At 29.6% G+C, this 26,328-nt stretch carries 17 protein-coding genes and 1 other annotated feature; of the genes, 6 read left to right on the top strand and 11 right to left on the bottom strand.

Annotated elements, in window-relative coordinates:
* The first annotated feature begins 247 nt into the window (after positions 1–247).
* Positions 248–1,798: a glucosaminidase domain-containing protein gene (locus tag BUB83_RS09435; protein ID WP_073338217.1), complete on the top strand. Its 1,551-nt coding sequence runs from the start codon at positions 248–250 to the stop codon at positions 1,796–1,798.
* A 79-nt stretch (positions 1,799–1,877) separates the two neighbouring features.
* On the opposite strand, the gene BUB83_RS09430 is transcribed toward BUB83_RS09435, so the two are convergent.
* A complete protein-coding gene (locus BUB83_RS09430; protein WP_073338216.1) occupies positions 1,878–2,432 on the bottom strand; it encodes an ECF transporter S component in 555 nt (184 codons plus the stop codon).
* Between the two features lie 664 nt (positions 2,433–3,096).
* Between BUB83_RS09430 and yidA the strand changes: the two genes are divergently transcribed.
* The 3 genes from yidA (at position 3,097) to BUB83_RS09420 (ending at position 5,431) form a co-directional block, all read left to right on the top strand.
* Positions 3,097–3,912: a sugar-phosphatase gene (gene yidA, locus BUB83_RS09425; protein WP_073338215.1), complete on the top strand. Its 816-nt coding sequence runs from the start codon at positions 3,097–3,099 to the stop codon at positions 3,910–3,912.
* An 87-nt stretch (positions 3,913–3,999) separates the two neighbouring features.
* The gene (locus BUB83_RS21575; RefSeq protein WP_143160512.1) at positions 4,000–4,155 is read left to right on the top strand and encodes a lmo0937 family membrane protein; all 156 of its coding nucleotides are present in this window, start codon (positions 4,000–4,002) and stop codon (positions 4,153–4,155) included.
* Between the two features lie 61 nt (positions 4,156–4,216).
* Entirely contained in the window at positions 4,217–5,431 is a 1,215-nt protein-coding gene (locus BUB83_RS09420; RefSeq protein ID WP_084133492.1) for an NAD(P)/FAD-dependent oxidoreductase, read from the top strand.
* A gap of 113 nt (positions 5,432–5,544) precedes the next feature.
* Here BUB83_RS09420 and BUB83_RS09415 read toward each other — a convergent pair whose 3' ends face one another.
* The 9 genes from BUB83_RS09415 to BUB83_RS09380 all read right to left on the bottom strand — a co-directional run bounded on the left by BUB83_RS09415 (position 5,545) and on the right by BUB83_RS09380 (position 16,847).
* A complete protein-coding gene (locus BUB83_RS09415; RefSeq protein ID WP_073338214.1) occupies positions 5,545–7,134 on the bottom strand; it encodes a peptide chain release factor 3 in 1,590 nt (529 codons plus the stop codon).
* An 86-nt stretch (positions 7,135–7,220) separates the two neighbouring features.
* Positions 7,221–7,775 carry an ATP/GTP-binding protein gene (locus tag BUB83_RS09410; RefSeq protein WP_073338213.1) on the bottom strand — a complete coding sequence of 185 codons (555 nt, stop codon included), beginning with the start codon at positions 7,773–7,775 and terminating at the stop codon, positions 7,221–7,223.
* Positions 7,776–7,938: 163 nt separating this feature from the next.
* Complete coding sequence (gene mngB / locus BUB83_RS09405) at positions 7,939–10,560, bottom strand: mannosylglycerate hydrolase (protein WP_073338212.1); 2,622 nt, start codon at positions 10,558–10,560, stop codon at positions 7,939–7,941.
* Between the two features lie 118 nt (positions 10,561–10,678).
* Complete coding sequence (locus BUB83_RS09400) at positions 10,679–11,734, bottom strand: PTS fructose transporter subunit IIC (RefSeq protein WP_084133491.1); 1,056 nt, start codon at positions 11,732–11,734, stop codon at positions 10,679–10,681.
* 2 nt (positions 11,735–11,736) lie between these two features.
* Positions 11,737–12,045 (bottom strand): PTS fructose transporter subunit IIB, encoded by a 309-nt coding sequence (locus BUB83_RS21270; RefSeq protein ID WP_084133490.1) that lies wholly within the window; start codon positions 12,043–12,045, stop codon positions 11,737–11,739.
* A gap of 3 nt (positions 12,046–12,048) precedes the next feature.
* The gene (locus tag BUB83_RS09395) at positions 12,049–12,510 is read right to left on the bottom strand and encodes a PTS sugar transporter subunit IIA (protein WP_073338211.1); all 462 of its coding nucleotides are present in this window, start codon (positions 12,508–12,510) and stop codon (positions 12,049–12,051) included.
* A 35-nt stretch (positions 12,511–12,545) separates the two neighbouring features.
* Entirely contained in the window at positions 12,546–14,525 is a 1,980-nt protein-coding gene (locus tag BUB83_RS09390) for a BglG family transcription antiterminator (protein ID WP_073338210.1), read from the bottom strand.
* Between the two features lie 152 nt (positions 14,526–14,677).
* Complete coding sequence (gene trpS / locus BUB83_RS09385) at positions 14,678–15,688, bottom strand: tryptophan--tRNA ligase (protein ID WP_073338209.1); 1,011 nt, start codon at positions 15,686–15,688, stop codon at positions 14,678–14,680.
* A gap of 123 nt (positions 15,689–15,811) precedes the next feature.
* Positions 15,812–16,026, bottom strand: a binding site (T-box leader).
* 446 nt (positions 16,027–16,472) lie between these two features.
* The gene (locus BUB83_RS09380) at positions 16,473–16,847 is read right to left on the bottom strand and encodes a desulfoferrodoxin (RefSeq protein WP_073338208.1); all 375 of its coding nucleotides are present in this window, start codon (positions 16,845–16,847) and stop codon (positions 16,473–16,475) included.
* A gap of 266 nt (positions 16,848–17,113) precedes the next feature.
* Between BUB83_RS09380 and BUB83_RS09375 the strand changes: the two genes are divergently transcribed.
* Entirely contained in the window at positions 17,114–17,386 is a 273-nt protein-coding gene (locus BUB83_RS09375; RefSeq protein ID WP_073338207.1) for a hypothetical protein, read from the top strand.
* Positions 17,361–17,576, top strand: a complete 216-nt coding sequence (locus BUB83_RS09370) for a PH domain-containing protein (protein WP_073338206.1) — start codon at positions 17,361–17,363, stop codon at positions 17,574–17,576. The genes BUB83_RS09375 and BUB83_RS09370 overlap by 26 nt, the downstream gene beginning before the upstream one ends.
* A 37-nt stretch (positions 17,577–17,613) precedes the next feature.
* Here the strand turns inward: BUB83_RS09370 and BUB83_RS09365 are convergent, their stop codons facing one another.
* Positions 17,614–26,277 carry a glycoside hydrolase family 94 protein gene (locus BUB83_RS09365; protein ID WP_073338205.1) on the bottom strand — a complete coding sequence of 2,888 codons (8,664 nt, stop codon included), beginning with the start codon at positions 26,275–26,277 and terminating at the stop codon, positions 17,614–17,616.
* Positions 26,278–26,328 lie beyond the last annotated feature (51 nt).

The raw sequence follows: 26,328 nt of genomic DNA, 5'->3' as shown, positions 1-26,328 counted from the left end.
AAATCCTTATTTAATAATTTTAAAAGAAAAAGTTTTTATTGTAAAGAAAAATGATTTTTTAAATTTATACCTAATTAATTATTACTTTTTTAAGTAAAATATAAAATAAATTCTTGAAAACAATGTGCTTTGTTGATATACTTTATTTATTATGTTTACAATTAATCAAATAATTGGTTATTAAAGAAGATTTATAAAAAAATTTTAAATCTTAGAACTACTAAATAATAATATAAGGAGCTTTTTAATGAATAAAATTTTAATTTATTTCAGAACATCATTGATTTTAACAATATTATTAATGCCCGTATTATTTTTCACTGTAGGGTTCGCAAGCGAAATCACTACTTTTCAATCCCAAACATCAATTTCAACATTAAAATCTTGGACTGTAAAATTAAATAATGAAATTGATTCAACTTCTATTTCATCAAATTCAGTACTAATAAAAGACTCCAAGGGAACTATTATAAATACAACAGTTACTCTTGGTGAAGATAAAAAATCTTTAATTATAGATCCTCCTATAGATGGATTTATTCCAAATCAGAATTATTACATAACCATCAATGAAAATTTAAAATCAGCTACTGGAGAAGCTTTAAGTAACTCTGCAACAATGCAATTTACTACAATTAACAAGTATGAAGACACTTCCTCTTTTTCAGAGTTGCCTCAAGTAAAAGATTTAAAAATTTTAGAACAACCTTTAGTAAAAAATGACTCTCTTCGTATGGAATTAACCTCAAATACTGACTCGTTTGTGCAGTATAGAATCTTTCTATATGCTTATCCAAATGGTTTTTTTGATTCTACTTATAAATATGGAAATGTTAACTATACAGAATTAACAAATGGATTTACCGCTCCCGTGCAAGGGACAACTCCTTATACATTTTCCTCTACAAAAAACCTTATTGCTGGGAAATATAGAATATTAGTTTACGTGAAAAAAGCAAATGTACAAGGAATCCATTCAAGTATATATACTGACTATGATAATTTTTATACTGATTATGTTAGAGTTTTAGAAAAAAACGCCATGGAAAATTCATCAATAAATGAAACATACACTTATGTGAATTCAAATAAGACTTTATCTGAAGCTGTTAATATTCAATATACAAAAGGTGCACCTAATCATGATGAAGCTTCTTCATTATGGGTTCCAGTAACGTCTCATATTATTTCTTACTATATGAATCCCTATAATTTTTTAGATGATTATGGGAAATATATGTTTTTAGATTTGCATTACATGGAAGGTGTTTTACCCGAAGATTTAAACAAAGTTCTTTTAGGTAAAGGTATATTAGAAGGTATCGGTGAAGAATTTATTAATGCTGGTAAAAAAAATAATATAAACCCTATTTATTTAGTATCTCATTCTTTACTTGAAACAAGCAACGGAACTTCTTCACTATCAAATGGAGTTTTAGTTAGCGAAGTAGATGGACAAGCTGTCCAGCCCAAAATAGTTTACAATCTGTTTGGTGTTAATGCCAAAAATACTGATGCTATAAAATACGGTTCAGAGTATGCTTATAAAAAAGGTTGGTTTTCTATTGAAGAAGCTTTATCTGGAGGTGCATACTATATTGGAAGTTCATATATAAATAATACATTATATAATCGAAATACCTTATATAAAATAAGATGGTTTACAGAAAATGATTGGGCTTATCCTCAATATTCTACTGATATAGCTTGGGCTTATAAACAAATAACAAATATAAAAACATTATTTGATAAAATAGATAGTGGTAACCCAGTTTTTCAAATTCCAGTTTATAAATAGCAATATTACACAAAAGTATATATAACTTAATGATTCTATTTTTAAAGTCAGCCTTATAAAAGATAAAACCAGGAATTTATTATCCCTGTTTTATCTTATTTTTTAATATTTTACTTAATGGTAGTGCAATAATTATTGCTGCTGTACCTTGTCCTATATTTCCCACTATATCTTTTGACGATAATACTAAAGCCGCAAATAATGTTGGTGCTTCCATTGTTAGTTTTGCAATTATGCCACCTGTTAAAAAATATCCAAATATCATAAATAAAGCAGCAAATACAAAAGCAAAAATATTATTAATAATATTTTCTCCATTATAATCTTTTCTAAAAGCAATTGATGCTGCAATATATGCCATACAACCTTTTATAACAAAAGTAAATGGAGCCCACATGTTATACCCAAGTAATAAATCAAATAAGGTCATCCCTATTGCTGCTGATACTGCTCCTTTTTTCTTCCCTAGTAATATAGCTCCAAGCAATACCATACTATCCCCTAAATGTACTACCCCAATAAAAGTGTTAAAATGTATTGCATAAGCTACTACAAAAGTAATAGCTGTCATCATACCTACATAAGTTATACTCCTTATATTCACCCCTGCTGATTTATTAATTTTTCTTTCCACGAAAATCCCCTCCTTATTCTTATATATAATTATATTAATAAAGTTCATTAAGTCAAATGTATCCATACAATTTTACTATTTTTAATATAAAATCACTTATATAGACAAACCACTTCAACTATAAATCTATTCAAGTCCAAAACTCCCAAAAATCGGAGATTTTGAAAACTAGTTGATACGTCTAGTTTTTAAAAGAAATCTAAATTAAGTTTCACAATTGTATCCCTATATATTACGTTGTTTATCAAACATTATAAAAAACATTTTCCAAGTATACGATTACTGTTAAATAGTGTTATTGAAATAGTTCTTACATTAATGTAAATTAATATTAAGATGTAAATTAGTGTTTAATAATTAATGATACGCTTTTGAGTTAGAAGGCGAAATAACTATTTGTAGGGGCGGGTTTCCATGCCCGCCCGCTGTTTCCCAATAAAATTACAATTACAGTAAAATCGTAATGAAAATATTATACTACTTTCTGTATTTTGTATTTTTTATCAATATTATATATGTAATTATTATATATATGCAATTATTATATATGTAATTTATAGGCATAGCGGGGCGGCGTGGAAACCGCCCCCTACGAGTTAGTTCATCTTTTTTCTCTATTGCGCATCAAAAAATAAGTATACAAAAAAAATAGGTTGGTGATTAAATGTATAAATTAATAGCTCTAGATATGGATGGTACATTACTAAATGAGGACAAGCAGATTTCTGTGGAAAATCATAAATCTTTAAAAGAAGCAAAAGAACAAGGCGTTAAAGTTGTTTTGGCTACTGGAAGACCTTTAGTTGGAATTGAAAATTATTTAAAAGAACTAGATCTTGTTACTACTGAAAATTATTCTGTATCCTTTAATGGAGCCTTAGTTCAAAACAATAATACTGGTGAAATAATTAGTAAGAATATATTAAATGATGATGATGTTAAATATTTATATGACTTAAGTTTAAAATTGAATGTTAATAGACATGCTAACACTACTGATTCAGTAATTACAACTGTTAACAACAAATATACAGAAATCGAATCTACTATAAACAAAATTCCAACACATATTATGGATTTATCAAATCTTCCTAGTGATACTGAAGTAATTAAATTTATGTTTGTGGATGATCCTAGCATTTTAGACCAGGTTATTAATAATCTTCCATCAACTGTTTATGATAAATATACAGTTGTAAGAAGTGCTCCTTATTTCTTAGAATTTCTTCACCCTATGGCAAATAAAGGTGCTGGTGTAAAAGCCATAGCTGAAAGATTTGAAATTAACCAAGAAGAAGTTATTTGTGTTGGTGATGCTGGAAATGATGTTCATATGGTTGAATATGCTGGCCTTGGCGTGGCTATGGATAATGCTTTTGATGAATTAAAAGCAATAGCAAATTATATTACGAAATCTAATGCAGAAGATGGAGTAGCTCACGTAGTTAATAAATTTATTTTGAAAAAGAAAACTGCTTAAAGCCTTATTAAGGCTTTTTTTTATTTCTATAATATTTTCCTGTATTTTGCTAATACTAATATAAGAAATTAAATGGAGGTGAGTATAGTGACCATTTTAAGATGGATTGGTGGATTTGTTGTTTTGTTTTGGTTATTAGGGCTTATATTTAGAATAGGTGGCGGCCTTATCAATATTCTACTAATTGTTGCTGCTGTAGTATTTATTATAGACGCTTTATTCGGTAATAGAAAATCAATGTGACATGCTCATGAAATTTTTTTCATGAGTTTCTCTAATTTTTAAGGGAAGGGTGAACATATTTATGCAAGCAGATTTAATTTTAACTAAAGGAAAAACATTTTGGAACAATAATAATAAAAACTTCAAAAGATATCCTTCTCTTAATGAAAATATCAATTGTGAAGTAGTTGTTGTAGGCGGAGGAATAACAGGTTGCTTAACTTCTTACTATCTTACGCAGTTTAATATAGATACTGTTTTAATTGAAAAAAATCAGATAGGAACTGGAAGCACCTCTGCAAGCACTTGTCTTTTGCAATATGAAATTGACACTGATTTAAACAAACTTATACATTTAATTGGTGAAAAGAAAGCCGTTAGAGCTTTTAAACTCTGTCAAAAATCTATAGACAATATTGAAAATATAGTTTTAAATATTAATCAACGCTGTGATTTTGAAAGAAAAGATAGCTTATATTTATGCTCTTCTACAAAAGATATTAAAAATATGAAAAAAGAATTTCTTTGCAGAAAAAAATACGGTTTCGATGTGAATTTTTTAGAAAAACAGGAAATTGAAAATATGTTTTCATTTTCTGCTTCTTGCGGTATCATTTCACATAATTGTGGTGAAATTGATCCCTTGCAATTTTCTCATGCTTTATTAAAAAGTTCTTTAAAAAATACTGGTAGAGTATATGAAAATACTACTGCCGTATCCTTTGATTATTATAATAATAGTATCAAAGTAAATACTGGATTAGGTTATAGCATAAATTGCCGAAAATTAGTTATTGCTAGTGGATACTCCTCAATAGATTTTTTAAATTTAAATGACAGAGTACACTTAAATACTACTTATTCTATTGCAACTAATAAGCTAGATTCCTTTAAAGGTTGGAAAGATACGTGTATAATTTGGGAAAGTAATAGACCCTATAGTTATTTAAGAACTACCTCCGATAATAGAATTCTTATAGGGGGGTTAGATGAACCTTATACAATATCATCCCCAAATGATCCTTTATTGACTTCTAAATCTGATGCTTTATTGAAAAAGTTAAAAGAAATGTTTCCCCATTTACCTTCTACTTATATTGACTACGCTTGGTCAGGAGTATTTGCAGAAACTAAAACTGGGTTAGGCTTTATTGGAAAACATCCTAAGTTACCAAATACTTACGTTAATATGGGTTTTGGTGGTAATGGAACTACCTATAGTGTCATAGGTGCAGAAATAATTAAAGATTTAATCTTATATGATAACAATCCTGATGCAAATATTTTTTCTTTTTAAATCTGATTTGTCAGTATTTAAGCCAAAAATGGAGGGTGCACAATTTTGAGCGCCCTCCATTTTCGGTATGAATTCAAAGTGAATTCATAACATCTTTTTAATATTTCATTATTTTAATTATTAGCAATAGAAGATAAAACTAAGCCTTCATTATGTTGAAGGGCCCAACTTATTCCCCAATCATTGGAGAATAGTAATAAGTCTCTTTCCTTAGAATCTTTAACAATTTTAGTATCTGAAGTAACACTAATGTCCTCAGCTTTCGTTTTAGAACTCTCAATCCATCTGATATTTTTAAATGCTAATCTTTCCATTTTTATATCAACATTATATTCATGATTTAATCTATACTCAAGAACTTCAAATTGAAGAACACCAACAACTCCAACTATAATTTCTTCTATTCCAATATTTATTTGCTTAAATACTTGAATAGCTCCTTCTTGTGCTATTTGAGTAATACCTTTCATGAATTGTTTTCTTTTCATTGTATCCACAGTTCTTACTCTAGCAAAATGTTCTGGAGCAAAGGTAGGGATTCCTTCAAATTTAAATTTATTATCGCTTTGACATAATGTATCTCCTATACTAAATATACCTGGATCAAATACACCCAAAATATCTCCTGCATAAGCTTCATCAACTATTTCTCTGTCTTGAGCCATAAATTGTTGTGGTTGTGTTAACTTTATTTTTTTACCTTGCTGTACATGGTAAACTTCCATTCCTTTTTCAAATTTACCAGAACATATTCTCATAAAAGCAATTCTATCTCTATGAGCTTTATTCATATTAGCTTGTATCTTGAATATGAAGGCTGAAAATCCTTCATCAAAAGCACCAATCTCTCCACTATCAGATTTTCTAGAAAGAGGCGGTGGTGTAAGCTCTAAGAATTCTCTTAAGAATGGTTCTACTCCAAAGTTAGTAAGTGCACTACCAAAGAATACAGGTGTTAATTCTCCTAATCTTACTTTATCTAGGTCAAATTCTTCTCCTGCTTCATTTAATAGTTCTATCTCCATTAAAAGTTGGTCATGAAGGTCCGAGCCAATCAAGTTTCTTATGCTTTCATCCTCTAAACCACCTTCAATAACTTTAACTTCACTTTTACCGTGGTTTCCACCATTAAAAAGTATAATTGAATTTTTTATTCTATCATAAACACCTTTAAAATGTTGACCACAACCGATAGGCCAATTCATTGGGTATGATTTTATTCCTAATTCTTCTTCAATATCACCTAATAATTCAAAAGCATCCCTTGTTTCTCTATCCATTTTATTTATAAAAGTGAATATAGGAATATCTCTTAAACTACAAACATGAAATAATTTTCTAGTTTGGTCCTCTACCCCTTTTGCTCCGTCAATAACCATTACAGCACTATCTGCTGCCATTAAAGTTCTGTATGTATCTTCACTAAAATCTTGGTGACCTGGAGTGTCTAGTATGTTAATACAATGTCCTCCATAATTAAATTGAAGAACTGAAGAAGTTACAGAAATACCTCTTTGCTTTTCAATTTCCATCCAGTCAGAAACTGCATGTTTTGATGCTCTTCTAGCTTTTACCGAACCCGCTTCTCTAATAGCGCCTCCGTATAATAATAACTTTTCAGTTAATGTGGTTTTTCCTGCGTCTGGATGCGATATTATCGCAAAAGTTCTTCTTTTGGAAATTTCATTTATAAATTCAGCCACTTTTTATCTCCTTTTTTACTTATTTTTTTAATTCCTAATAAAAAATTCTCTTCTCTATATTATTAAACATTTATCCATGTATTAATCTAACTTATACCAATTATATCTAAGATTTTATTACTTCTTTCTTTTGTATCTCCTTCAATAACTGTAAAAGATATGTTCTCCGCATTTAAAAAGCTCAGTATCGCCTCATCAATAGACTTGGCAACTTCTTCATCTTGCCATCTTACACCATCTTTCACATATCCAAATTCTCTTGGTACAAAGAATATGTGCTGATACTTTGGAATATCTTTTAAAGCTAAATAATATAAATCTTTAAGAATTTCTATTTCTTTTAAAGTTCTTTTCTTACTACCAAGCATAAATCTACCGTACACATATGGAATAAATGTGGCATAATCAGTTATTGCATAATCAAAGCCTTGTAACTGGTTTTCTCTAAGCGCTTGACCTAGGTATATACCATATTGCTCTGATATGGTTTCTATCATTCCCTTGTCCCTTAAATAATCTGTTGAATATTCAGCTGCTGCACCTACATCTAATCCTCTAATTTTTAATTCTACATATAATTGCTGCATTAATGTGGTTTTACCACAACGTGGTCCACCAAGTATAGCTATGTTAACAGGCATAATTATCCCCCTAAATCTATTTGCACTTACTTTTATCAAACATTTCTATTATAACAAGATGAAACAACTATTACAAGGATTGCTTCAAGTTTAGCCTTACATAAAAAATAAAAAAGGATTTCCCGTAGAAAATCCCCTTTTACTATAAAATTTTTGATATTTTTTATAATTGAACTAATATAGTTTTAACTTGATTTTTCTTGATTTTAATTTCTATTTGTGAATCATCAATAACTAATTCTTCAACTATTTTTTCATTTAAATTAGTTTCAGAAATTTTGTTAACTTTTTTATTGAAACTAAATTCAGCTAATTTTTCATCTTCTGTAGCATTGTAATATCTTACTATTATCCCGCTATCTTTTTCGCTTTTTTTAAGTACACTTAACACAGTTTCTTCATCATTTTGAGTGAATAAACTATACTCATATGGTGTATTAAATGCTGCTGGGTTTAACTTCATAGCGTTATATGGCATCTTATTATATGTTACCACTGGAGTTAAATATTCTTTTGCTATTCTTGCCACATTAGCTTTTAATGTAGATTTTTCATGAGTTGCTATAGCAAAGTTTATTTCTACATTTCCTATCATTTGTGAATCCGGTGTTGGAAGCTTTATTCCAGAAGGTCTTCCTGGTCTACGAAGCATTTCTTCTCTTCCAAGGAAACCTATTGTTCTGAATAATGTTATTGCTATAGTATCAAAATCATTTCCTACTATTTCAAATTCTCTAGTACTATTAGTTAATACCGCAACACCATGTTCTTCATCTGACAATCCTACAAAGCTCATCATTGGGTAAATTGAATCTGGTCTTTCATTCCATCTTTCTTTTTCCCAAACTTCCATGGCTGCATCTATAACTGGTCTTTCTATACTTCCAAATTGATTATCTGAAACAGAGAACCCTGATTTTATTGCAGTTGGAACATATGCTCTTACTCTATGATCTCCTGATTGATTGTTGATATTAAAATTCACTTCCATTGAAGCTTTATTCATAGGAATTCTTAAACTTATCTTTACATTCATTACTGAATCACAGATTTTTTTCTTACGGCTTTCTATATCTTTAGGTATGTTCAAAGAATAATTTATATCAATATTACCGAAGAATTCATTTTGAGTCATGGTTACATCTGCTTTTACATTTTCATTTGTAACAATATAATCATCTAATAAAGGCGAGAAATCATATTCATCCCCATCATCTGCTCCATCTTCAATTAAAAGAACATTCTCAAAAGTTTTTCCAAGCTTTTTATCTTGCACTTTAATAGTTCCATTTTCATTTACATTTATGATATAAAATTCTGTTTCGATTTGATTAATATTATTCATTTCAACAACTTTTAATTCACTGTCTTTGTTTTCAACTATTAAATATGTTTTATATCCAACTGCTGGCATATTGTCTTTGAATTCTACAGTGTATTTTACAAACGGATCGTAATCTCCGTAATGAACGATTTGTCTATCTATTAAACCAGCATCAACAACTTCTGTTTTTACAACTTCAAATTTAACTTCATTATTATTTTCATCTATTAATTTAAAGCCCTTCATTTTTGTAATTATTTCCGCTTGGATTATTTGCTCTCTATTGTATGGAAGTAAATTATAAGCTACTAATTTATCTAACGCTACTTCACATGATACTGCATCTGCAATTTTTCTCATATAAAAATCTATTAATCTATCTGTTTTATCTTCTGCTAAAAAGAATCTTCCCATAATTTCTTTATGGACTTTATCTGAACAACAAGAACCTATACTGTCATGAGCATGGTTTTTCATTATTTCTTTCCATATTTTTTCTATTAAACCATGATGATAATCAAAGCCTAAACTGTAAGCAATAGTAGCTAATGGTTCTAATATATTAGTTATTTTATTTTCTATTCTTGCATTGGCAGTCTTTATATCCATTCTTGTAGAATAAATACTTCTGTGAACTCTCATGTATTTACCATCTAAGAATTCCCCTTGAAGTGTATCTAACTCTTTATTTTTTTCTATTTCTTCAAAAACATTTTCAAATTTACTTAAAAAGAAATCACTATCTGTATAAATTTCTTTTAACTTTTCCATAACCTCAAATATATCCTTTTGTATAGGCATTTGATCATGACCATTAGGAAGTAATTGATGTTCTGTAGTAGCTCCTTTATCTAAAACTGGAACATATTTATCCATTCTTTTTTTCAAAGCATTTTTTTCTTGTGGAAGATATTTTCCTATAGCGTATCCTAAAGGAAGCAATTGAACTAATACTTTTGAACCCTCATCACTAACCCAATTAAATTCTGTTTTATCTGTACCATGACGCTCTGAAGTTCCTCTCCAAAACATTGAATGTTTTATATCAAAACCATTCAAAATTTGTGGCATTTGCGCTGATTGACCAAAAGAGTCAGGAAGATATCCAATTTTCATGTAGTCTCCAAATTCCTCACAATCTTTTATCCCGTATAAAAGATTTCTAACAATTGATTCTCCAGCTACAATCATTTCATCAGTTTGAGTATACCAAGGTCCAATTATTAATTTTCCTGCTTGAACTAGTTTTCTTAATCTTTCTTTATTTTCTGGTTTTACTTCTAAGTAATCCTCTATAATAGCTGTTTGACCATCCATCACAAAATAAGGATAATTTTCGTTAGTCTCCAACATTTCTAAAATTTCTTCCATATTGTTTACTAATAATATTCTAGATTCTTCTGTTGTAAAATACCACTCTCTATCCCAGTGCATATGAGGCACTACATGAACTTTTTTCATTTTTTTCCCTCTCTTTTAAATAATCTAATTAATAATCAAACTCCACCTTTATATTAAAAATGGAGTTTAATCTTATTATGAAATTCACTTTAATCAAGTAACTAAATACTAATTATTATTATGCTTCTTTACTAAATTTGATTTTTTTAAGTATACTTAACATTGCTGCTGCTGCTAAAGTTCCTGCAATTAATGCTACTACCCAGTTAACAGCGTTTGTTGTAACAGGAATAGTTAAAATTGAACCACCTGCTGCAAGTAAGCTTGAGGCACCAGAGATAGAAATAGCTGCTGCTACCGCTCCACCAAACATCATTGATGGGATTACTCTTAATGGGTCAGCTATTGCAAAAGGAATTGCTCCTTCAGTTATACCAGCAAGTCCTAAGATCCAGCTACTCTTAGCTGATTCTCTTTCTTCTTCATTGTAATACTTTGAGAATAATAAAACTGAAATAGTTATTGCTATTCCTGGTAAACTTTTTGCTGCTGAGAATGCTGCATAAGGAATACCATTTCCTGCTTCAATAGCTGCTAATGAGAAAGCATAAGCTGCTTTATTTAAAGGACCACCCATATCAAAACATGCCATTGCACCTATAATTAATCCAAGTAATATTGGATTTGATTCTCCAATTGAATTTAATCCATTTACTAATCCAGTATTTAATGCTGCTATTGGGCTTCCAATAATAAAAATCATTAAAACTCCAATGATAAAACTTGCAAACAAAGGAATTATAAATATATTCATTGTTCCTGCAAAACTTTCATTAACCTTAATTTTCTTAATGTATCTTACAATATAACCTGCAATAAGACCAGCAACCATACCACCTAAGAATCCACTACCAATTGAGTTAGCAGCAAGTCCACCTGCAAGACCAGGAACTAAAGCAACTTTACCTTCTAAACCAAAGGCAATATAAGCTGCTAACATAGGAACCATTAATCCTAGAATAGATCCACCAAACATTCTCATTTTGAAAGCAATTGTTCCATCTGTTCTAGCATAACCTAATATACTTCCTTCTTGACCAAATACAAGTGCAAGAGATAGAATCATACCACCAGCAACAACTAACGGTATAATATAAGAAATACCTGACATAAGTGCTTTTTTTACTTCACCTAAACCTGAAGTTTTTTTAACTTTTCTTTCGATTTTAGCCATTTTTACTCCACTCCTTCTAATAATTCTTCTATTAATCCTTTAGGATCTTTAATAGCTTCAGTTACAGATGCTTCTAAAATTGGTAATTCTTCAAATCTTTCTTCGTTGATAACTGCTACGTCTGCTGCAAAGATTACTCCTGCTGCTCTTTCAATATCTTCTGCTGTAATAATATTTTCCGGACCTGCTGCACCTTGAGTTTCAACCTTGATTTCATAACCTAATTTTTCTGCTGCTTTCTTTAAAGCTTTTGCTGCCATGTAAGTGTGTGCGATACCTGCTGGACATGAACATACTCCTAAAATAAACATAAATTATTCCTCCATTTCTCTTGATAAAATATTTATTACTTCTTCTTCAAGCTGAGCTTGTAGAAGATTGTCTCTGAAATCATCTTCCATTAAGTTTGAAGCTATTTGAGATAATATTTTTAAATGTGTTGTTCCTGCTTCTTCTTTAGGTACTGCTATAAGAATTACAAAGTTAACTGGTTCTCCATCTAAAGAATTCCATTCAATGCCTTTTGCACTTCTTCCTGCTGCAAAACATGTTTCTTTTACTGCATCAGACTTTCCGTGAGGTATTGCAAATCCCATTCCGAAACCTGTTGTTCCTTCTTTTTCTCTTTCTAAAACATCCACTATATAATCATCTTGAGATTTTAACTTTCCATCATTAAACATCATTTCTGCAAGAACTTTTATTGCTTCTTCTCTTGAATCTACATTCATTTCTAAATTGATTAAATTTTTATTTATTAAATTTGAAATTTCCATAATACCCTCCACTTAATTAACTTTATTATTTTTTATTATTCCCCTTGTTTCTCAATTAATTCATTTAACAAATTTATAAATCCTAGCTTATCTTCTTGCTTTGATAATAATTTTACATTTTCCTTTCTACTAATAATCTTTTCAAGATTATCAAATATTTCTGAAAAATCTTTATTATCTTTTACATTTAATGCAATCATACAAACCATTTGCACCTTATCTTCTCCCCAAGAAATGGGGTTTTTAAGTGTAGCTATAGAAATTTGTGACTTATTAACATATCCATCAAAGGAATGTGGTATAGCTACTAAATTACCAATAGCTGTACTTTTAAATTCTTCTCTTTTCATAACTGATTCATAATACCCATCTTCTACCGCACCTAATTCTTTTAATTTCATGCACATGCTTTTTAAGATTTCATCTCTTGAATTTTCTTTTATCTTTAAGAAAATTGAGTTCAAATTCAAATATGAAAATAAAACATTACTAGTACTTAAAAAATTGTTTTTATATACTGGCTTAGTATTAATGGCATTACTTATTCTTTCTGAATCTGATCTTGTTAGCAAAGGAGATACATTAATAACTTCTTTGCCTTCATACTGAAAAGGTACAGTGCTTATTATAATGTCATAAGATAAATCTTTAAGCTTTCCCAGTGCTTGATTATATCCCATAACTTTTACTACCTCTATACTTGGAAATTCTTTATTTACTTTAGTGTAAAGTAATTGTGATGTTCCAAGTCCTGAAGCACAAATCAAAATAGCTTTGGTCTTAATTTGATCTTTGCTTCTTTCAATTGATGCTCCAAAATGCATTGCTATATAACATATTTCATCATCATTTGCTTGTATATCATATATTTCTTGTATATCCTGACAAGCAAATGTTGCTAGAGCATATTCCATACTATACTCTTTTTTTATTTCCTCTTTATAAGGATTATCTAATCTTATATTGTTTTTTAATCTATTAATTGCTGGCCTTATATGAAGAAAAAGTGCTACAAACAAAGTTCTATCTTTACTAAAATCAAAACCTGTTTTTAATGATATTTTATCTAAAATAAGTTTTAGATTGAAATATAATTCTTCATCAATATCTTTTAAATAAGAATCATTTATTCTGTTATCAGAAATATCATTTTGAATTTTTGCTCCTGCCAAATGGATTGTAATATATCCTATCTCACATTCATCTATAGAAACTTGGAATGCTTCTGATAAATCTTTGGCAATATTTTTCGCAATATTCCATTCACTTTGCTTTTTTAAAAGCGTTATATCTTCTTTAACCATTCTTACATTTTTATCTTGCTTTATTCTATTAATTGAAATACCTATATGGATTAATAATCCTTTAAAGGATATGTCTGATAAAATAAAATTGTTTTCTTCTTCGTTTTTAACTAATACGTCTTTTATTAACTCAAGATTTACACCCTTGATTAAATTTATTAAATCTTCTGTTATAACACTTTGATGTTTATCAATTATTTTTTTATAGATATTAGCTTTTAATAATCTTAAAGTTTTTTCATCAGCTATGATTTTTGTACCATGCTTTTTTTGTTTACTCAAAGTTGCCTTAAATTCATTTAAAAATTCTTCAACCTTTATTAAATCATTTACAATAGTACTTTTGCTTACATAAAGTTCTTCCGCCATTTCGCTAAAGGAAATCAATTCATTTGTCTCCACTAACTTATTTATTATCCAAACATATCTTTCATCTGGTAATATGGGATTCTTAAACTCTTTATTGTCACTAATGTGCCTTTTAAAATTTTGTTTCATATCATCAGTTGAAATCTCTAACCATACCCCAACTCCTGACTTAGTTGCTATTTTAGCATCGTTTACATCTAGTTTGTAATTTATTGACTCAATATCTTTTTTAATTGTTCTAGTTGTAACTCCGCAAATATTTGCTAAATCAGCTATGACTATTTTTCTACTTTTTGAATAGAGTGTGTTTAAAATTTTCTTTTCTCGAGAAGTAAATTCCATTTCCTCACCTCTTATGTTTTTATTTTAAATCAATTGTGGTTTTAAGTAAATTCACTTTATTTCACTTATTAATAGTGAACTTTTTGTTAACTTCCTCAACATTAATGCTTTTATTGTAAAACAAAAACTTTAGGCCGTATAGGCCTAAAGTTTTATTGTTGTATAAAACCTATTTTCTTTTTCATTTTTCTCACAGTTTTATTTGCTATATAAGATGCTTTCTCCGCACCAGCTTTATATACACTTTCTAAATATTTTTTATCAGCTACCAATTCTTTAACTTTATCTTGAACCGGTGCTAATTCTTCTACAATAGCTTCTCCCACATCTTTCTTAAATTGAGCATAGCCAATTCCCTCATAAGTTTTTACAACTTCTTCTGAAGTAGTTCCTTTAATTGTACTCAAAATATCAATAAGGTTTTTAATTCCTGGTTGATCATCAGTATAATTTACAACCCCTATACTGTCAGTTACAGCTCTAGAAATTTTCTTTCTTATCACCTCTGGTGGGTCCATCATTAAAATATAAGAGTTCGGATTATCTGATGATTTAGACATTTTCTTTGTAGGCTCTTGTAAATCCATAATTTTAGCTCCAACTTTAGCTATATAAGGATCAGGTACTTTAAATGTTGGACTATAGGCAGAATTAAATCTTTCAGCTATATCTCTTGTAAGCTCTAAATGTTGTTTTTGATCATGTCCCACTGGCACTAAATCCGCTTGATATATAAGAATATCTGATGCCATTAAAACAGGATAATCAAATAATCCTACATTAATATTTTGACCATATCTTTGAGATTTATCCTTGAATTGTGTCATTCTGCTCAATTCACCCATATAAGTATTACAATTTAATAACCATGCCCCTTCTGCATGTTGAGGAACATGTGATTGAATAAATAAAGTGTTTTTCTCTGGGTCAATACCCGCTGCTATATAAATTGCTAAAACTTCTAAAGTTCTTTGTCTTAATTCTTTTGGCTCTTGTTTCACTGTAATAGCATGCATATCAACTATACAATAAAAACACTCATATTCATCTTGAAGTTTAACCCAATTCTTCAAAGCTCCTAAATAATTTCCTATAGTTAATTGACCTGAAGGCTGAATTCCACTAAAAATAACTTTCTTTTGTATTGCATTTTCTTTTTCCATATATATTACCTCCTATTTATTTTACTTATTTTTCTCACTAACTGAGTATTTTCAAGAAGCGCTCAATATTGAGCACCCCTAAAAAGTATAAAAAACGTCCTATACATATACTCAACAGTATATACATAGGACGTTTTTTAACGTGTTGCCACCTAATTTCAGAATTTAATTCCCTTATTGAAGGTTATTCACCCTATCCATTAACGAGGATAAACGTTTTAGTTTATTTAACTAAAAATCTCAGAGTCCCATTCAATTTAAACATAACTACTACATTCCACCAACTGTAGCTCTCTAAAAGTTGTTTTTAAATTTACTATTCTCTTCACAGATTATTTATATTCTATATGGATCCCAATGTGAAACTTAATTTATACTTGTTCCAAAAGCTAGACGCTTCAACTAGTTTTGGACATGTATAAATTAATAGTTGAACTAGGATACCTATATTCCTGATATCATTATATTATATTTAATTAAGGTCGTTGTCAAGAGGGAGACTTTTTATTCGTAATAGAGAAAAAAGATGAACTAACTCGTAGGGGGCGGTTTCCACGCCGCCCCGCTATGCCTATAAATTATATATATAATAATTCCATATATAATATTGATAAAAAATACAAAATACAGAAAGTAGTATAATATTTTTATTATGATTTTTCTGTAATTGTAATTTAATTAGGAAATTACAGCGGGCGGGCATGGAAACCCGCCCCTACAAATAGTTTATTCGCTTTTTACTTTTATTCTTCATTCAATCTTTTCATCTCACAAAAATAAATTCTTATTTCTTCCAAAGTCCATGCAAATTACAATATTCTTTAATAGCAACAACTTCTTCATCCAATTTAAAAGTTGCTTCTGGTTTTTCTCCTGGATTTAAATATTTTCTATATACTTTATTTTCAGTATGAACTTCTATCCATTCAATATAATGAGTATCTATCATTGGATGTTCTACCTCTCCAACTTTTACAAAAACTCCACCTTCAATTTTTTCCACTACTGGAACATGTTTTTCAACTGCTGCATCTACACTATTTTCCTCAACTAATTTCATGGGTTGACCGCAACAAACCAACGTTCCTCCTGCTTTATGTACCACTTCTACAATATTACCACATAGCTCACATTTATAAATTTGTCTTAATTCAGTCATTATAATTACCACCCTTTCATTTAATTGTATGCATGAGAATTTTAAATAATTTTTATTATTTAATAATCAATGACATATTATAAAGAATTCTACATTTTCCACCAAAATCCTTTAATAATTTTTACTTTTTTAGTTTTTACAAGTTATTTTTTTTCATACATTTGGAATACTATATTTATGGTTAAAATGCAAGTTCTAATTTATAGTTTAATTTATTGTTAAGACAAACTATCATGCTTGCCAAATAAATTTAAAGGAGAATTTCTATGGATAAAAAAGTTAGTAAAGGTAGAACAACTTATGGACCCAATGAAAGAGAATATTTAGAAGCAAAACCTAAAATCATTAAAGCACATTCTAAATATGACTACACCTTACTCCCTGACAATGTTACTGACCCTATTGTTTGCAACAATATCTCCAATGTAGAATTTGATTACACTTATAATGGTGGAGATGATATAGGAGAATTAGAAGGTTTCCACAATGATAAGCAAAAAAAGGAGAATGAAAATGTCAAAAAAAAATCCAACAAATGAAAAAGTTTATGGTCCTAATAAAAGAGGTTATTTAGAATCAAAACCTAAAGCAGTAAAATCCTATTCTGAAAATGACTATGTCTTACTTCCTGATAATATTACTGATTCAATAGTTACTAATAACATAGCTACGTCTGAATTTGATTATACTTATGATGGTGAAGATTTTATGGATGAAGATTTATTTTAATAGATAAAAAAAGGGAAAGCTTACGCTTTCTCCTTTTTTATTGACATACCATTTCATTTCTAATTTTGGATGTTTCATATATAACTTCTATATGATGTTCTCCTTTATCTACATAAGGTATTATAGAATCTTGTATAAGCTTTCCATCCATTGTGATTTTACTTTTTTCTCCTTTCTTAGCATCAATAATATATGTTGCTTTATTGTGTTTATATTTTATTTGGAATCCATTCCATTCTTTTGGTACTACGGGTTCTAAAGAAAATCCTTTATCTCCCTTTAGTTTTAAGCCAAGTATTCCATCAATGCCTACACGGTACATCCAGCCAGCAGCACCAGTATACCAAGTCCATCCTCCACGTCCTGTATGAGGTTCTCTTTCATATACATCCGCAGCCATTACATAAGGCTCAACCTTATATCTTTCACATTCATAATAAGATTTTGTGTGATTAATTGGATTTATCATATTAAAAATCTTGCAAGCTTTATCTCCATCCCCAAGTTTAGTCAAAGCAAGCACTACCCAAGTAGCTGCATGTGTATACTGGCCTCCATTTTCCCTAACACCTGGTACATATCCCTTTATATATCCTGGTTCAAGTTTTGTTTTATCAAAAGCTGGTGTTAATAGTAGTACCATTCCTTTATCATACTTAACTAAATACTTTTCTAAAGCATGCATTGCTTCTTTTGCTCTTTCCTGGCGAGCAGCACCTGAAATTACCGACCAAGATTGTGATAAAGAGTCAATTTGACATTCTTCATTTTCTATAGAGCCTAAAGGAGTTCCATCATCAAAGTATGCTCTTCTATACCAACTACCATCCCAAGCATATTTTTCTAAATTTTCTTTTATGAACTCTTGCATTTCTTCATATCTTCCTGCTCTATATTCATCTTCTTTAAATTTAGAAATATTCTTGAAATCATTAAGAATATCATATAGGAACCATCCTACCCACACACTTTCTCCTTTTCCTTTGTTCCCAATTGTATTCATACCATCGTTCCAATCTCCACAACCCATAAGAGGAATATTATGCTCCCCAAATTTCAAAGCTCTTTCGATAGCTTTAATACAATGCTCATACACTGTTCCTGTTTGATCTGAAACTTTTGAAATTGTATATCTTTCATCTTCATCCTCTTTTAGCGGCTCATCCTCCATGTATCCAGCTATTTCATCTAATACAGAGTAATCTCCAGTATTATTTATATAATCAATAGTTACATATGGTAGCCATAACAAATCATCTGAGAATCTAGTTCTAATACCACTTTCTACAATTGGATGCCACCAATGTTGAACATCTCCATCTGTATATTGCCTTGTTGCCGCGTAGATTATCTGTTTTCTAGTAACTTCTGGTTTTATATAACTTAAAGACATTACATCTTGAAGTTGGTCCCTAAATCCATAAGCTCCTCCTGATTGATAAAATGCTGTTCTTGACCATAATCTACAAGCTATTGTTTGGTATAAGAACCATCCATTTAGCATTATATCCATAGTGTCATCTGGTGTTTTAACTTCAATAGTTTTTAATAATTCATCCCAATTTTCCTTTACATTATCAATTTCTTTATAAACTCTATCTAAATTACTGAACTCATTTATAGTTTTTTCTATATCCTCTACACTTTCTTCTGCACCAAATAAGATTAAAATATTCTTTTCTTCATTAGCCTCCAAAGAAAACTTTGTATTTTCTGCTACACAAGGGTCAAGCCCCCCGCCAACCTTATCTGATAAATTTGTATATTCCATAAATTCTGGATTTTCTATAGATTTATTTCTACCAATAAATTCAGTTCTGTCTCCTGTAAAACTCTCATTTTCTCCTCCTACAATACTTAAATAGGATAATATTTTACCGAAATTCGTATTGTATGGATTTTGGGCATAAATATATTTTTTATCTTTATTTAAATAAGTTGCTACATGAGTTGATGTGTGCTGTGGAACTACTCCTAACACAATGTGAGCATAATAACTTAAAGAAAGCTTACGTTTTTCAGAAGTATTATTTTTTAGATTAACCAAACATATTTTAAGTTTATGGTTTAAAGGAACAAACATTTTCATTTCTCCTATTATTCCATATGCCTCATGTTTAAAGTTTGAATATCCAAACCCATGCTCAATAATATACTCTCTCTCATCCCGAACTGGCTTAGGTGAAAGACTCCAATAAACACCCATTTCTTCATCTCTTATAAACATGGCTTCTGTTGGTGTATCCTTTATCCAGTCATTAGACCAAGCTGTAATTTTATTTTCCCTGCTATTTCCACACCAAGTATAGGAATTACCACTTTCTGAAACATGGAAGCCAAAGTCCTTGTTTGCAACAACATTAATCCAAGGAGCTGGTGTATTAATATCATTTTTTAATTTAATAACATACTGATCTTTTTCTAAATCAAACCCTCCAAACTCATTGAAAAATTTCAATTTATTAGTAGGGAATTTAAATTCTCCTGAATAACAAACTGCTTTTGTTATTTCTAGTTTTGCTTTATTGGTTTCTTCTAACTCTTTTGTTTTTGATAAAGCAAAACTATTTTGTCCATCCACAATTAATCTAGATATGGCTAAAATCAAGTTTACATCTTCATTGTCCATGGATGATTTGTTTTTTAAAAATACTCCACCTGATTTGTTTACTTTATCTCTTGCATGACTTGTAGATATTAAATCTCTTAAACTATCTTGCAATGGTTGGAAATAAGCCACGTTTTGTAAGTTAAGTAAAACTAAATCCACTTTTAGCCCTTTTATACTCCAAAATTCATGTGCATTTAACATTTGACGAACTAAATCTTTATCCTTTTCTTCATTTACAATTACAGTAACAATTGGAACATCACCCGAAATTCCATATTGCCAAAGTGAAGGTTGATTTCTTTTTACATTTTTAATCAAATCACTTTTATCTTGAAAAGCTTTATTTATAAATAGAATTTTGGAAGCCATACTTTGATATAAATTTGCTTGAGGATATTTTATTCCTAAATAACTCATCTCAACCTGACTTTGAGTCCATGCTAATTCAAACACTCTATCTATACTTGCTTGTTCTTTATATTTTCTAGAGAGTTCTAAAATTCCCTTTCTTGATTCTGCAACAGCTAATGAAAATGAAACTTTGCAACATTCTCCTGGGGCAATTTTAACTCTTTTTCTAATACTAATTATAGGGTCTAATACAGCCCCTACTGTATTTCTTAGTGGCGTATCTCCTTCCATAGCGGAAGGATTTTTCAAATCCCCCCCTCTTCCTATAAAGTTAGCTCTGCTAGTTTCATACTGAATCTGACCAATAGAATTTCCTTCTACAACCACATTTTGCATAACCCAAGGTTTTCTAGATTTATTTTCTCTAGGCCTTCTATTTGCAATAATACAATTATGATCATTATTATATTCTGTTCTAATAAACAAGTTACTAAAAGCAGGGTGAACTAAATCAGAGTTAGCAGGAGCTAAAGTAACTTCACAATAACTAGTAACCTCAATAATTTTATCCTTATTTCCATGATTTGTTATAGAGATTTTTCTTACCTCTGCATTATCTTCATTTGAAACTGCAATTTCTGTTTTTGTTGTAACATCCCCATCCACTCTTGTAAACTCTGCTTTATCTAGTGAAAAAACTACATTGTATTTATCCGCCATAATTTTACAAGGTTCATAGGTTACTGAATAAAAATCGCTACTACTTACATCCTTAACATAAAAAAACATACCTGTATTATCCAAAGTAACATCTTCATGCCATCTATAAACTGTCATATCATTTAATTTGCTATATCCACTACCACTATTAGTAATCATTAAAGCATAGGACCCATTAGATAATAATTGAGTTTCAGGTGTATCTGATACAGCTTCCTCATATCTTCTAACAATTACATTTTGTTTTTCAGCAATAGAGTCATTTACTTCAAATTTTTGTTCTCTTTCATAAACTATTCTCTTTGGAACTTTTTCTTGTAATAATAATTCTGTAGCTTTTACCATAGGAACAGAATGGAATCTGTTTTGTAGAATATTATTATTTATGGTATTATCCAAAGCTAATAAACTCATTCCTTGATGATGCACCATAAAACATTTTACTACAGCTTTTTTCTTTCCTTTTGGCATTCTATCTTTTGTATAATCTATAGCTTCATATAATCCATATCTTCCTGCTCCACCCTCTGCAATAATTTTTTGTATATTGTTTAAAGCCCCTTTTTTATCTATTTGCAATGCCATTACAGTTGAATAAGGTGAAATTACAAGTTCATTCATCAAACCTCTTTTCAACCCTATACCTGGAATTCCAAAAGCTTTATATTGATAATTAAGACCTACATCAAAACTTCTAAAAGCTGATTCAGATATTCCCCATGGAACTCTTCTTGTTTTACAATACCTTTTTTGTCCTTCCAACACTGATTTATAAGTTTCATACAATAGTGTTCTTGGATATGGTTTCATTATAAGAAGAGGCATAAAATATTCAAACATTGTTCCACTCCAGGATACTAATCCTTTACTTCTTCCCATAATAGCCATTGAACGACCTAGTTTAAACCAATGTTTTTGATCCACATCTCCTTTTGCTATAGCCACAAAACTTGCTTGCCTTGCCTCAGATGCCAAAAGGTCATAATAACTTCTGCCTATAGAATCCTTCTCTACATCATATCCTATAGAGAAAAGTTGTCTTTTCTCATCATATAAAACTTTAAAATCTGTAGCCGTAGCAATATTGTTGATTCTTTTTTTCACATTTTGAATATTAAGCACAAAGTTATTAATTTCATTTTTACTATTTTTCATTAATTGAAGTAATTCTTTAGATAAATATTTTTGATCTTTATCCTTAAAACTTATTTTGTTAACATCTTTAATAATGCTATCTAGTTCTGCTGAAAGATCCACAAGCTTAACTGTTAAAAATACTTCTTTCAATTTTTCAGAAACTTCCTCTAACTTATTAGTTCTTTCTATTAAAAGATCTGCCCAAGGAAAAATTCTTTGCATTTCAACTAAAAATAAGCTTAATGTATCCTTTACTTTTTCATTCCAGTACAATTGTTCGACACTATTTTTAGAAACTTTAATGCATTTATCCCACAAATCTAATAAAATCCTTTTGTAATTTAAAATATCCACATCAATATTGTCAATCTCTTGTAAAATCTGTCCATAATAATTTTTCTGATTTAATCTTTCTTCTATTTCTTTATTGGCTAAAGATAAAACAACCTTTAAACCCTCCCCAAAATTATTATTTATGATAGGCTTATTAAGGTATTCTTCCAATGAAGTAGATGTAACCCATAAATATCCTACTAAATTACCACTATCAACTGTGGAAATATATTCTGGTCTTAATATCTCTTTTGTTTTTGTGTCATACCAGTTATAAAAATGTCCTTTATATCTTTTTAATGTTTCCATATTCACAACTGTTTTATCTATTCTATCAACGCATTGCATTATTCCTATATAACCCAAATCATAAGCTGCTATATTTGAAATAATACCCATAGCCATATTTGTGGGCGACGTTCTATGGGCTACTCCATTATGGGGTTCTACTTGATAATTATCTGGGGCTAACCAATTATTTTCATCATTTTGAAAATCCTCAAAATATGCCCATGTTTCTCTTGCTAATTTTTTTATATATGTTTTTTCTATATCACTTATGTTGTAATGAGCTTTTTCAATATCTTTGCTTATAATATAAGCCACATAAGGGCTAAAAAACCAAATAATACAAGAAGGTAACATTAAAAATCCACTGCTTGTAGAGTGTACAAAAGCTAGCACCCCAATAACTAAAGCAATGATAGATGCCCAATACATTTCTCTAACGTAATATCCAATTTCATCTTTAGCCTCTTTATCAGCATCAGCTGCTGTTTGCCATTCTAACATATGTTTCTTGCTTATACTTAATCTATAAATTGTCCTGACTATAGCATCCGTCATTAAATATGCTTTATGTGGTATAAAGCAAAATATGAGGAAAATTTGTTCAATTACACTTTTCCATCCATCCAATTTTCCTGATAAATTCATTCCTCTCATAGGGGAAACAATAACTTCTGTAACATCAAATAGTAAAGGGATTACAATAGCTACAATGGCAGCTACTATCCATTTATCAGTACCATCTGGCAACACTTGATAAGAAAGTGCAAATAATAGTATTATAGATGGCGCTACTAAACTCCTTCTTAAATTATCAATTATTTTCCACTTAGATACACTATTTATTGAATCTTTGTTTGAGAGCCAAGGAATTAGTTGCCAATCTCCTCTAACCCATCGATGTAATCTTTTGGAACTTCCATTGTAATTAGAAGGGTATCCATCAACTAATTCTAAATCAGTGACAAGCGCGGCTCTTACGTAAGCTCCTTCTAATAAATCATGGCTCAAGATAGAATTTTCTGGTATTTCTCCACTCATCATATGAATAAAAGTATCTACATGATAAATACCTTTTCCAGTAAATATTCCTTCCTTAAATACATCTTGATACACATCAGAAACCGCAGTAGTATAAGTATCAATTCCTGTTTCCCCAGAAAATATTTTGGAAAAAAGAGTTTTGTTAGCACTTACAGTACTTATACTTATTTTTGGCTGCATCAATCCATATCCACGGATAACTTTTTTTCTTTTATTTTCCAAATGAGGTACATTTAAAATATGGCTCATAGCACCCACTAATTTTTTAGCAGTATCTCTTGGTAGTTGGGTATCTGAGTCTAAAGTTATTACATAAGTTGACCCTATTAGACTATTGATATTTCCGCTTATAATATCATAACTAGTATCTTTAGCTCCTCTTATAAGTTTATTAAATTCCTCAAGCTTTCCTCTTTTTCTTTCCCATCCCATCCATATTTTTTCATTATCATTATATTTTCTATATCTACTTAAAAAATAAAATATTTCTTTATCAGAGCTACCATATTTTTTATTCAAATTTTTAACCGCCTCTAAAGCAGTTTTTATTAATTGTTTATCACTTTTTTCCTCTTTATTTTCACTATCTTTGAAATCTGCCAACAAAGCAAAATAGAGATTTTTTTCAGAATTAGCCAAATAATATACTTCCATATTAGAAATAAGTTCTTCAACTCTTTCTTCTGTATTTACAATAGTTGGTATCACAACAATAGTTTTATTTTCTTCATCTATACCCTCCTTCAACTCCAATTTAGGTATAAAATCAGGTACCATAAGATGATTAATACTCCAATTCAAAATAGAAATAACTATTTCACTACAGGGTATTAAAAGAGCTAAAACTGCAATAACATACCTCCAGAGCTCTCTTTTAGTATCATTAATATAGCTAATATAAAGAAAAAAGCTCATTACCATCAATGTACCTAAAATAACTATGGCTAAATACATATTTTTTTTGTTTTTTCTAAAGAAACTATTGTTCTTACTTTTAGAATTATTTTTTATTTTATAATTAAGTTCTTCTAAACCTTCATCAACTAAATAATATCCTACATGTTTCTTGTAATTATTATTCTCATCTCCTTCATAAGATTCTGCACAATCAATAGCTTTTTTTGCTACAAAGGACTCAGGTTTATTTATTTTTTTTGCTAAGTTCTCTACATTGTGTCTATAATAATCTCTTGATTCAAAATCCATCTTGGAATAAATATTTGAGGGATCTTTTCTTAAGATTTTTTCTACATAGCTCACTTCTTCAAATCCATCTCTCCAGTTTAATCCTTCCACCTGTCGCACTGAATCTACGCAATTACCCATAGATAATTGTGAATTTGCTTGCTTTTGATGTTCTAAGTTAATCATTCTTTCAGAATTAGTTTCTTTAAGCTCTAATTCCTCATCAATCCATTGATAAATTTCAACATTATCTACTCCATTATCTCTTAAAACCTTTAATAATCGTTCACAAAAGTGAGAAGAAAAAGGAATATCTTTTGCTGATAGATTTTTAATTTTTTCATTCAAATCTCCAGTTTCTATAGAATTAATTAATTCATCTGCCACCGCATCAGCTCTAGCTTTTTCCTTTTGGGCTTTAATGATTTTGTCAGTTATTTTGCTAATATTTTGAATCAAAGCAATTCTTAGCATTATTGGAAGAGCCCATAATTCTCCACTAGTGAGAACAGTATTACTTTGGTAAGCCTCTATAAATCTCAAAATTGATGTTTCATCAATTTTGCCATCGGTATGAGCCACCATTTCAACTGCAATGTGATAAATCCTAGGATAGCCTTTCATTACTCCTTTACTAATAACCGGCAAGTTATTGTAATAATTTTCTGGCATACTTTGTTTGATATGTTTATATTCTTTCTCAATTAAATATAGATTATCTAACAACCACTCTCCGGCAGATACCACTTCTTTTTTATTCCTTACATCTCTATCAATAAATTCATATCCATCTAAAATCTTTTTATAGCTTAAATCAAGGCTTTTGATTATTTTTCTTCTTGAGTTTGTTATTTTAGTTTCTGAGTAATCTTTTGATATTTCCAAGGCATGTCTTTCTAAATCTTCATTTCTTACATCTATGGAAGGAATATCTTCTAAAATATTTTCCTCATTTATAGATTTTTTTGAATAATATAAATATGTAATGCCCCCAAGCAATACTAGAAAAATTGCTGTAAGTAAATAATACATTCAACGTCACTCCTTTATTAATACTCAACTATGGTTTACCTAAAATATTAT

The sequence above is a fragment of the Clostridium grantii DSM 8605 genome (assembly GCF_900129965.1).
In the GTDB taxonomy this organism is placed as follows: Bacteria; Bacillota; Clostridia; order Clostridiales; family Clostridiaceae; genus Clostridium_AF; species Clostridium_AF grantii.
Note: the sequence above shows the minus strand (reverse complement) of the source record. Positions and strands in the feature narration are given on the sequence as shown.

Bases quoted from the DNA above. Each gene is read 5' to 3' on its own strand.
- BUB83_RS09435 (WP_073338217.1), top strand. From the start codon at position 248: ATGAATAAAATTTTAATTTATTTCAGAACATCATTGATTTTAACAATA.
- yidA (WP_073338215.1), top strand. From the start codon at position 3,097: ATGTATAAATTAATAGCTCTAGATATGGATGGTACATTACTAAATGAG.
- BUB83_RS09420 (WP_084133492.1), top strand. From the start codon at position 4,217: ATGCAAGCAGATTTAATTTTAACTAAAGGAAAAACATTTTGGAACAAT.
- BUB83_RS09410 (WP_073338213.1), bottom strand. From the start codon at position 7,775: ATGCCTGTTAACATAGCTATACTTGGTGGACCACGTTGTGGTAAAACC.
- mngB (WP_073338212.1), bottom strand. From the start codon at position 10,560: ATGAAAAAAGTTCATGTAGTGCCTCATATGCACTGGGATAGAGAGTGG.
- BUB83_RS09400 (WP_084133491.1), bottom strand. From the start codon at position 11,734: ATGGCTAAAATCGAAAGAAAAGTTAAAAAAACTTCAGGTTTAGGTGAA.
- BUB83_RS21270 (WP_084133490.1), bottom strand. From the start codon at position 12,045: ATGTTTATTTTAGGAGTATGTTCATGTCCAGCAGGTATCGCACACACT.
- BUB83_RS09395 (WP_073338211.1), bottom strand. From the start codon at position 12,510: ATGGAAATTTCAAATTTAATAAATAAAAATTTAATCAATTTAGAAATG.
- BUB83_RS09390 (WP_073338210.1), bottom strand. From the start codon at position 14,525: ATGGAATTTACTTCTCGAGAAAAGAAAATTTTAAACACACTCTATTCA.
- trpS (WP_073338209.1), bottom strand. From the start codon at position 15,688: ATGGAAAAAGAAAATGCAATACAAAAGAAAGTTATTTTTAGTGGAATT.
- BUB83_RS09380 (WP_073338208.1), bottom strand. From the start codon at position 16,847: ATGACTGAATTAAGACAAATTTATAAATGTGAGCTATGTGGTAATATT.
- BUB83_RS09375 (WP_073338207.1), top strand. From the start codon at position 17,114: ATGGATAAAAAAGTTAGTAAAGGTAGAACAACTTATGGACCCAATGAA.
- BUB83_RS09370 (WP_073338206.1), top strand. From the start codon at position 17,361: ATGTCAAAAAAAAATCCAACAAATGAAAAAGTTTATGGTCCTAATAAA.
- BUB83_RS09365 (WP_073338205.1), bottom strand. From the start codon at position 26,277: ATGTATTATTTACTTACAGCAATTTTTCTAGTATTGCTTGGGGGCATT.